The sequence below is a fragment of the Bartonella sp. AA97HXZ genome, from assembly GCF_042196985.1.
Classification (GTDB): domain Bacteria; phylum Pseudomonadota; class Alphaproteobacteria; order Rhizobiales; family Rhizobiaceae; genus Bartonella.
In genome coordinates this window covers 1-7679 of sequence record NZ_JBHIRC010000028.1, presented here as the reverse complement: position 1 = coordinate 7679, position 7679 = coordinate 1, and the positions used below count along the sequence as shown (strand labels likewise).

Annotated in this window: 11 protein-coding genes and 1 pseudogene; 11 read left to right on the top strand and 1 reads right to left on the bottom strand. The window is 38.6% G+C overall.

The window, feature by feature from the left end:
• Positions 1–849 precede the first annotated feature (849 nt).
• The gene (locus tag ACFINE_RS08820; RefSeq protein ID WP_375621775.1) at positions 850–1593 is read right to left on the bottom strand and encodes a nuclease; all 744 of its coding nucleotides are present in this window, start codon (positions 1591–1593) and stop codon (positions 850–852) included.
• Between the two features lie 158 nt (positions 1594–1751).
• On the opposite strand from ACFINE_RS08820, the gene ACFINE_RS08815 reads away from it, so the two are divergent.
• From ACFINE_RS08815 to ACFINE_RS08765, 11 genes and pseudogenes are all read left to right on the top strand, one after another.
• The gene (locus tag ACFINE_RS08815; RefSeq protein WP_375613238.1) at positions 1752–2102 is read left to right on the top strand and encodes a TrbC/VirB2 family protein; all 351 of its coding nucleotides are present in this window, start codon (positions 1752–1754) and stop codon (positions 2100–2102) included.
• Between the two features lie 18 nt (positions 2103–2120).
• Positions 2121–2447: a type IV secretion system protein VirB3 gene (locus ACFINE_RS08810; protein WP_273790924.1), complete on the top strand. Its 327-nt coding sequence runs from the start codon at positions 2121–2123 to the stop codon at positions 2445–2447.
• A complete protein-coding gene (locus ACFINE_RS08805; RefSeq protein ID WP_375621774.1) occupies positions 2444–4804 on the top strand; it encodes a VirB4 family type IV secretion/conjugal transfer ATPase in 2361 nt (786 codons plus the stop codon). The genes ACFINE_RS08810 and ACFINE_RS08805 overlap by 4 nt, the downstream gene beginning before the upstream one ends.
• Entirely contained in the window at positions 4801–5568 is a 768-nt protein-coding gene (locus ACFINE_RS08800) for a type IV secretion system protein (protein WP_375621773.1), read from the top strand. Before ACFINE_RS08805 ends, ACFINE_RS08800 begins: the two co-directional genes overlap by 4 nt.
• A 24-nt stretch (positions 5569–5592) precedes the next feature.
• The gene (locus ACFINE_RS08795) at positions 5593–5859 is read left to right on the top strand and encodes an EexN family lipoprotein (protein ID WP_375621772.1); all 267 of its coding nucleotides are present in this window, start codon (positions 5593–5595) and stop codon (positions 5857–5859) included.
• Positions 5859–6170 (top strand): annotated as a pseudogene (locus ACFINE_RS08790) (EexN family lipoprotein); the annotation flags it as partial. The gene ACFINE_RS08795 and the pseudogene ACFINE_RS08790, both read left to right, overlap by 1 nt.
• 137 nt (positions 6171–6307) lie before the next feature.
• Positions 6308–6580, top strand: coding sequence for an EexN family lipoprotein (locus ACFINE_RS08785; RefSeq protein WP_375621771.1), 273 nt, complete (start codon positions 6308–6310; stop codon positions 6578–6580).
• A gap of 2 nt (positions 6581–6582) precedes the next feature.
• Positions 6583–6888 carry an EexN family lipoprotein gene (locus ACFINE_RS08780; RefSeq protein WP_375621770.1) on the top strand — a complete coding sequence of 102 codons (306 nt, stop codon included), beginning with the start codon at positions 6583–6585 and terminating at the stop codon, positions 6886–6888.
• The gene (locus ACFINE_RS08775; protein WP_375621769.1) at positions 6888–7250 is read left to right on the top strand and encodes an EexN family lipoprotein; all 363 of its coding nucleotides are present in this window, start codon (positions 6888–6890) and stop codon (positions 7248–7250) included. The genes ACFINE_RS08780 and ACFINE_RS08775 overlap by 1 nt, the downstream gene beginning before the upstream one ends.
• A 26-nt stretch (positions 7251–7276) precedes the next feature.
• The gene (locus ACFINE_RS08770; protein ID WP_375621768.1) at positions 7277–7408 is read left to right on the top strand and encodes a hypothetical protein; all 132 of its coding nucleotides are present in this window, start codon (positions 7277–7279) and stop codon (positions 7406–7408) included.
• A 137-nt stretch (positions 7409–7545) separates the two neighbouring features.
• Positions 7546–7679: EexN family lipoprotein (locus ACFINE_RS08765; RefSeq protein WP_375621776.1), on the top strand; the 134-nt coding region annotated here is incomplete at its 3' end.

Below are 7679 nucleotides of genomic sequence, written 5' to 3'. Positions count from 1 at the left end.
AATATTACAGGTTGTGGTAAAAGTGAAGAGGAAAAACGTAGAGCCCAACAAGAAGAACAAGCTAAAAAGTTTTTTGATGAAGAATTAACCTCTACAGATCGTGATCATGCATTTTAAAAAATACCCTACGACAATAAAATGTGAGTTATCAATCTCTAACTAAAAGAGTATTTTGTGTAACTCACACCCGACAACGTCATTGTACACTTTAACACGTATGAAGACAATCAGTTTTAAAAACTTTGGAAAGGCTTTTCATAACCTATCCGCTTAACGCTAAGTATTTATATAACAAAATACCCATTTATTATCTTTTCTTGTCTTTTTTATAATATTTTCAAATATATATCACTTAAAATACCTTATTATTTTCATCACTTTCTTTTGACTTATCCCCCTATAAGCTTTCTCTTTAATCATGATCTCAAAGCCGCGTGAGAAAAGAACAAGATAAGCCTTTTGGTTATTGATAAGGGGCACACGTGCGCCTAACGATACGCTTTTACAGAATTTCCCAGCCTTTAAAACTTAAGGCTTTTAGCCTTCTCATTTAAATGCAGGTTTGATGTCATGATTTTGGGGTGCGATTATTAAGAGTTTGAGAAGCGAAGAGCTTTTCATTTAAAAAGCAAAACGAAATGACGTATAGCCAAGGAAACGCGCTCTCCCATAGCGCTATAGTAAACAACCTATAAGGATATTTTAAACACAACAAATTTTCATAACGAGCGTTGTCCACCAAGGACTGCGTGGATTATCATTAACTTTTTTCTGATAAGATTTGCAGTAGAATATTGTCTTGATTTTTAAATAGCGCTTGAGAGAACGCTTTATTAATAATGGTCAATATTAATTATGGTCAATGGGATTATAGCTCCCATGATCTCTTCGCCAATCTTCTGGTTGTTGAAATTGGCTCGACCATAAACCGTTTTGTGCTTTTTGAGCAGCAGATTGTAGAGTTTTATAGTCTGCGGGGGATGGAAAATGATGCTGATCTTTTGTCAACACCATCAACCCTTCTGCCAGCCCCAACCGCGCCAGATCAACCCCATCTACAAAACATTGTGCATAATGAACCTGTTGAACGACACGTGCTTGCCGACAAGTAACCTTTTTATCAATTGTTTTTGAAACAAGCCAAGCCGTAACAAAAGCACCGCAAGGCCACTTAACTCCGTTGCGTGAGGCAAATTGCCTCATTTCACAGCTTTCCACACCATATAAACGGATATCACGGATGATCTTTTTTCTCCATCCATCATCTACAAGCGTGATCATTTTAAAGGTCACACCACTTGTAACCTGTATAGCACCGGAATAGACCGGCACATTTTCTTCATAAAATTGTGATGCGAGTGGTTCTGGATGCAATACCACATTTTGTTGATTTACGTCTTGTTGGTTTGCATAATCTATCAATTGTGACTTCGGACTTTGAACGGGGTTTCCAATTGTCTTTTCTGATCCTTCAAAAAGAGAAAATTGCATAATATTTTCAGTATGTTGACTGAAATAAAAGTATCCTAAAATAATAATACAAATTAAGAAAATATATTTAGGCGCTGCTCGAAGATATTTTAAAAGTATCATTTTGAATATTACTATATTTTTTGTTCATTAAATAATAAAAGATTAAATATTATTAATTTATCGATAGAAAAATTTATTTTTTTCATTTATATGATTCCCGATTAATATTTTGAATATTAATTTTGTGATTAACTTAAACATAAAGCGGGGGAATTTTCATGAAAAACATGAATAATTCGTTCATTAATGAACATACCTTACAAAAAACTATTCTATCCAACACCCAAAAGAAATGGTTAACAGCAGCATTGATGCTGTTTATTGCCTTCATGGCACTGAGTGAACCAGCATTTGCTGATGGCGGCTTCGGAAAAATTGAAACTGCTCTTGATAAAATAATTGAAGCTTTAACAGGAAAAATTGCAACATCAATTGCAACCATTGCGGTTGCTGGTATTGGGCTTGCATGGATTGCTGGTTATGTTGAAATGCGTAAAGCTTTTTTCGTTTGTGTTGGCATCGGCATTGTTATGGGTGCAACGCAAATCGTATCAATGTTTTCCCATTAAACTTTGCCTTTCAAAGCCATGAAAGAGCATGACAAGCTAACAGAAGATACGTTATTTCTTGCTTGCACGCGCCCTGCAATGATTGCGGGCGTAACAGTGGAAGCTATGGGATTAAATGGGATAGGAACAATGATATTGTTCATTATGGCAGGCAATATTTTTCTTCTAACCTTTGGTGTGATGCTGCATTTCATATTCAAGGAAATCCTAAAGCATGACCATAACAAATTTCGTATTCTTCTGACATGGCAAAAGACATCTATTTTTGCCAGAAATTCGAGTCTATGGGGTGGGGGAAGTATTTCTCCATTACGATTAATTCGTAATTATGAGGAATTACAATGAATAGAACAGAGCGCAAACGTGAAAAGCAGCCAGAGGCGATCATTCCTTATGTGCGCCATGTCAATAAACACATCATTGCGCTGGATTCACGCGCTCTCATGAGCGTTATTAAACTTGAAGGGATTAACTTTGAGACAGCGGATATTATTGATCTGAATGTGCTTCACGAACAGCTCAATAATCTGTTTAAAAACATAGCGGATGAACGGATAGCGCTTTATAGCCATATTATCAGAAAGCGTGAAACGATTTATCCGGATGGGAATTTCAGATCGGCATTTGCCAAGCAATTAGATGATAAATATCGCGAGCGGATGATTTCACAGGAGCTTTATCGCAATGATCTTTATCTTTCTATTTTGTGGAATCCACACGTTGATCAAACGGATAAATTAGTGGAGTTTTTCAAACGTTTAGGCAAAGCCAAGCAAGAAAAGACAGAAGTTGATGCAGAGTCCATTCGCAAGCTTGAAGATATTACCACAGATCTTATTCAAAATTTAGAGCGTTATGGTGCAAAAAGACTGAGTCTTTATGAACATGAAGGTAATATTTATTCGCAGCAAAGTGAGTTTATCCACCAATTGGTGGGAGGTCGTCGTGAACGGATACCTCTCACATGGGGGACGATAGCTTCGACTGTTTATTCAGACCGTCTCATTTTTGGGAAAGAGATCATAGAAATACGCTATGAGGCGGCACAGCGGTTTGCGGGCATGTTTGGTTGGAAAGAATATCCAGCAAAAACTAGGGTAGGCATGGCGGATGGTTTGCTCACCCTTCCCTTTGAGTTTATTTTCACCCAATCTTTTATTTTCAAGAGCAAAAATGCTGCCAAGCAAATTATGGGGCGCAAACAGAATCAAATGGTCAATGCAGGAGATCGAGCAGGTTCACAAATTATGGAACTGGATGATGCGCTTGATGATCTTGAATCCAATCGTTTTGTTTTAGGGGAACATCATTTATCATTGGCAGTTTTTGCTGATACGCCGCAAGAGTTAGCGGATAATCTTGCCAAAGCGCGTTCTCGTCTTACAGATGGTGGGGCTGTCATTGCGCGGGAAGACTTAGGGTTAGCAGCAGCTTGGTGGGCACAATTGCCTGGCAATTATGCTTATCGCACCCGCTCTGGTGCAATAACAAGCCGCAACTATGCAGCGCTTTCTCCTTTTCATTCTTTTCCGGTTGGAAAAATAGATGGCAATGTATGGGGACCAGCGGTAGCCTTGATGAAAACCTCTGCTGGTTCACCGTTTTATTTTAACTTTCACTTTGGTGATTTAGGCAATACGTTTGTGTGTGGTCCTTCTGGTTCTGGGAAAACGGTTATTGTCAATTTTCTTTTAGCGCAACTTCAAAAGCATGATCCCAATATGGTCTTTTTTGATAAAGATCGGGGTGCAGAACTTTTTGTCAGAGCGGGTGGCGGCACTTATATGCCCTTGAAGAATGGTAGACCGACAGGCATAGCACCGCTAAAAGGCTTAGACTATAACAATCCAGCAGATAGAGTTTTTTTACGCCAATGGATTATAAAGCTTGTTTCGTCTGAAGATCAAAAGATCAGTGAATCAGAAAGACAAGATATTTCTGCTGCTGTTGACCAACTTGCCTTGTTGCCAAAAGAACAACGGACAATATCGGCCTTACAAATGTTTTTTGACACCACGCACAGGGAGGGGATAGCGGGTCGTTTAGAGAGATGGTGTAAAGGCAATGCCTTAGGGTGGGTTTTTGACAATCCTGATGACGACATTGGCATTGATGCAAAATTTATTGGTTATGACATGACGGATTTTTTAGACAATAATGAAATTCGTCCCCCCTTAATGATGTATCTTTTTCATAGGATTTTGTCTCTGATTGATGGGCGTCGTATTATCATTGTCATTGATGAGTTTTGGAAAGCCTTAGAGGATGATTCCTTTAAAGCCTTTGCGCAAGACAGGCTGAAAACTATCCGTAAACAAAATGGTTTGATGTTGTTTGCAACGCAATCTCCCAAAGATGCAATCAATTCGACCATTGCCCACACCATTATAGAGCAATGCCCAACACAGATTTATTTTCCCAATCAAAAGGGCAATCATGGGGATTATGTAGAAGGTTTTAAATTATCGGACAGAGAATTTAACCTGATACAATCAGAATTAAGCCGTGAGTCACGGCGTTTTCTCATCAAACAAGGACAAAGTTCAGTTGTAGCAGAACTGAATTTACGCGGCTTTGATGATGAAATAGCCATTTTAAGTGGCACCACCAAGAATATTGAACTCCTAGAGACCATTATGGATGAAGTTGGACAATCTCCAGAAAAATGGCTTCCTATTTTTCAAGAAAGGTCAAAACAATGAAAAAACTTTTATTGGCAACAGCTCTTTGCGCAATTTCTTTTGGACCTCAAGCAAATGCATTTGGAGGTGGTCCCTTTGATTATAAAATACTGCTGGAAAATATAGAGCAAGCCAAAAGATTGAGAGAACAAGTTGCAAAAGCAGAACAACAAATTCAACAAGGTGCACAACAGCTTGAGCAATTAAAGAGCCAACTCGATCAAGCGAAACAGTTATATAACTCCTTAAATGTCAAGCCTGACATTTCGGGATTGAAAGAGATGTTTAACAAGCAAGGGAGCAGTGGCGCCCTTCCTTCAGACTTTAACCACTTTCAACAATCGATGGGCAGCGGTGGTGGCGGCGGCGGCGGTGGCAGCAAAAACACGCAAAAATGGCAAGAAGAGCTTAAATACAAAGAGCCCGCGGGGGGCGCAGACTCAAAAGAGGCAGTAGATGCTTTTTACGCACAAGAAGTGAAAAAAGCCGAACAGCGCGTAGTAGGACAAGCAGCCAAAGGACAAGACGTCTACGAAGAAGCCAGTGAAACACAAAAAAACATTACCAAGCTCCTTGACGAACTTGGAAGTACTGAAGATGCGGGTAAAATTCAAGGCATTCAAGCACAACTAGAAGCGATACAAGCAAAACTCCAAACACAAGTCCTTCAAATGCAAGCCGCCGCAATGATTCAACAAGCAGAAGAAAAAGCGGCAGAAAGACGTGAAATAGAAGAATTTAAAGCACGAACCAAAGCTTTAGCCCAAAAAATGCGTGGTCAATAAACGAGAAAAAAGAGGGGCTTGAATATGAACAAGATCATCATAACAACATTGCTACTTTGCACAGGGCTCATCACCACTGGATGTGAAAAAACCCACAGCGTAGAAGAACTTAAAAAAAATAAAAAACTGATGGAAGAAGTATTAGTGAAATGTTTGACGTCAGGGGATTTGAATTCGAAAAATTGTAAAAATGCAGAGCAAGCTGAACTTGAAACCCGTAAAAAATGGGGAGGCTTTGGCTCGACAAATGACGATAAACAAGAATCTGAAAAGAAACAGGACAATAAATAATGAATAAAGTTCTCATAACAACATTGCTACTTTGCACAGGGCTCATCACAGCTGGCTGTGAAAAAACTTATAGCGTCGCAGAATTTAAAAAAGATAAAAAATTATTTGAAGAATGGGCTGTGAGATGTGGATGGTCAGGAACTTCAAAAAATTGTGAAAATGTAAGAGTAGCCGATCACGAACTTGCGGCAGAGCGCAGGAAAAAGGCTGAAGAAGAAAACCGTAAACGTAGAGAAGAATGGGAAAAAAAGCAAAAAGAAGAAGAAGCTAAAAGAAAAGCTGAACATGAAAAATGGAAAGCAGAACAAGAAGCAAAGCGACGCGCTGAAGAAGAACGAATTGAAAAATGGGAAGCTGAAGCTGAAAAACGGAGAATTAAAGAAGACGCTGAATGGCGAGCTAGAATTAAAGAGGATCAGAAAAGAATAGATAAGATCTGGAGCACGCCATGAAGAAAATCGTCATCACCACACTGCTACTTTGCACAGGGCTGATCACCACTGGATGTGAAAAAACCCACAGCGTCGCAGAATTTAAAAAAGATCACAAATTATACGAAAAATGGAAAATGAAATGTATGACATCAGGGGATCTCGATTCGCAAAATTGTAAAAACGCAGAGCAAGCTTATCGTGAGAGTCTTCCAACATGGGGATGGGGGAGAACTGGCTCAACAAATGACGATAAACAAGAATCTGAAAAGAAACAGGACAGTCATTAATCATGAATAAAGTTCTCATAACAACATTGCTACTTTGCACTGGGCTCATCACAGCTGGATGTGAAAAAACCTATAGCGTCGCAGAATTTAAAAAAAATGAAAGCTTAATAAGAGAGTTTCAATGGAAGTGTGGAGCTTCTGATAATTCGAAAAATTGTCAAAATGTGCGACAAGCCGCGAAGGAACTTGATGAAGAACATTCTAAGAGAGCGTTAGAAAATTATAATAAAGCTCTAGAGAAAATAAATAAAAGGCGAGAAGAACGAGAAGCAGAAGAGCGCGCTAAACAACAACAGGACAATAAATAATGAATAAAGTTCTCATAACAACATTGCTACTTTGCACAGGGCTTATCGCTGCTGGATGTGAAAAAACCTATAGCGTTGCAGAATTTAAAAAAGATGAAAAATTACGCCTAGAGTGGGATGCGAAATGTGGATTTGCAGGAACTTCAAAAAATTGTGAAAACATGCGGTTAGCATTTTTAGAACTTCAGAAAGAGTATGAAGCAAAAGCAGCAGAAAGAAGTCGTAAAATTGACGAAGAAAATCGCAAATCAATGGAAAAATTGAAAGCTGAACAAGACGCTTGGATTGAAAAAATGAGAGCTAAACGAGAAGCAAGAGAACGCGCTAAAAGAGAAGCTGAACAACAACAAAATAACAATTAAGACACGATGAAGAGCGGAGCATCTAAATGGCAATAGTAACCAAAGGCATATTCACTAAGATAGACAATATGTTGATGAATCCCATTACAAAGACAATGGATAGCACCATTACACATCGCTATTGCGCTTTAGCTGCTCAACTTAAAGAGCCTTACTAACTATACAATAGATTTATGGCAACATTATGTCTGTCATCTCAATTTATCATCACTGGTTATAAAAACCGATAACACAAGCATAATTTAAAGATTGTGCTCAAAACTTGTAAAACTGAAAGGAAAAAGGGGAAATATTGATGAATAAAGTTCTCATAACAACATTGCTACTTGGCACTGGAATTATCGCTGCTGGCTGTGAAAAAACCTATAGCGTCGCAGAATTTAAAAAAAATCCAAAATTATTTGATGAATGGGTCACGAGATGTGGAGG